Genomic DNA, 840 nt, shown 5'->3' with positions numbered 1-840 from the left:
ATACCATTGCGAATGGGATAGCAAACGAAGACACCTATTCCCTACTCAATGTCATCGCAGCTCAGGCGATGCCTACCCTCGAATCTAAGCTCAAGGCTCTGGAGTCCAGTGAGCAAAACGGGAGAGTACCTCTTCCTTATCGGTTTGGCACATCAAAACATCGGAGACAACAAGGGTGCGCTGGAGTACTACCAGCAAGTCACAGAGCGACAAGAGCTAGACGATGTCGTAGCCAGCCACATAGCGACTGCCTATCAGGGGATAGGTGACTACAGCTCTGCCCTCAAGTATATCGATGAGGCTATCTCGCTAGACCCTACAGACTACACCTACATTTATACCAAAGCGCAGATGCTCTCAGAGGATGGCAATCTCCGAAGAGCCCTCGCAGAGTCGAATAAATATGTCTCCCTCGTACCTGATGACCTGATGGCTACTATCAGCGTGCTCAATCAAGAGTAATCCAGGACCTCCAGGGGAGCCATCGATGACTACTCCAAGGCCATCGAGCTAAGCGACACCTACTTATGGGCTTACCTCAAGCGAGCAGACCGCTACACAGCATTGGGACGCAAGGACGCTGCCACAGCCGACTATCGCAAGGTAATCGAGATCCTACAGGAGCACGATGCGACAGACATCGCCATGGCGTATGCTTACCAGTCTCTAGGCGAGCAGGAGCAAGCCATCGCAGCCATCGCTAAGTGTATCGAGGAGGCCCCCGACGATGCCGAGCTCTACTACAGCATCTCAGGAGTCTATGGGCGAATGGGTAAGACGGAGCAAGCACTAGACAACCTACGCATCGCCCTTGAAAAGGGATACAACAGCCTCATCTAC

Annotated in this window: 2 protein-coding genes; both read left to right on the top strand. The window is 52.7% G+C overall.

Features of this window, described 5'->3' with window-relative positions; all coding sequences use genetic code 11:
• Window positions 1-144: 144 nt before the first annotated feature.
• Window positions 145-462, top strand: a complete 318-nt coding sequence (locus PORUE0001_RS10775; RefSeq protein ID WP_232501376.1) for a tetratricopeptide repeat protein — start codon at window positions 145-147, stop codon at window positions 460-462.
• Between the two features lie 102 nt (window positions 463-564).
• Window positions 565-840 (top strand): tetratricopeptide repeat protein (locus PORUE0001_RS10770; RefSeq protein WP_007364564.1); only part of this gene is annotated, 276 nt, incomplete at its 3' end.

This window comes from Porphyromonas uenonis 60-3 (assembly GCF_000174775.1).
In the GTDB taxonomy this organism is placed as follows: Bacteria; Bacteroidota; Bacteroidia; order Bacteroidales; family Porphyromonadaceae; genus Porphyromonas; species Porphyromonas uenonis_A.
This window is presented reverse-complemented; position numbering and strand designations above follow the sequence as displayed.